At 40.8% G+C, this 546-nt stretch carries 1 protein-coding gene; it reads right to left on the bottom strand.

All coding sequences use genetic code 11. The features are described from left to right. Positions 1 to 44: 44 nt before the first annotated feature. On the bottom strand, positions 45 to 546 hold a 502-nt coding region (locus ACWHAR_RS31045), incomplete at its 5' end, for a YphA family membrane protein (RefSeq protein WP_452088928.1).

Below are 546 nucleotides of genomic sequence, written 5' to 3'. Positions count from 1 at the left end.
AATTCCGGCAATGACCCCAGCAATAATTGGATAGATGTAATCACTCATGACATTTTGGTAGCTCCTTTGTTTGATCTTTTGTTTTTCTGACCAATCTGGTTTGCGAGGTGTTCGTATTTAGATATGCCAAACAGCAATATGATCCCCGCAGAACACGCATTCAGCCATTGAAAGCCGCCGACAGCCATAGCCCCGGCCAACTTCTGGATCACAAATGAATACACCAGTTCGCCTTGGCACATCCCTAGGACAAATAAGACAAGCTGCTTCTCAAAATTCCTTTCAACAGAAGCTGTTAAAAGCACTATTAATATAACAGCAGCCCACTCAGGTTTTATGATGAACCAAACCGGGTCATATAATGCAAAAAGATAAACAAACGCATACGCGGCAACAAGCGTCAGATAGACCATGAGGTAACGAAAACGATACATTCCCAAATACCCGGCATAGACACATCCGCAAACGAAAAACATCATATATGCAGCATTCAGGGAAAAATATAAAGCGATGTCATGTATGCTTAGAATAATATTAGTTAAAATA

The sequence above is a fragment of the Bacillus sp. LR--39 genome (genome assembly GCF_053613335.1).
Note: the sequence above shows the minus strand (reverse complement) of the source record. Positions and strands in the feature narration are given on the sequence as shown.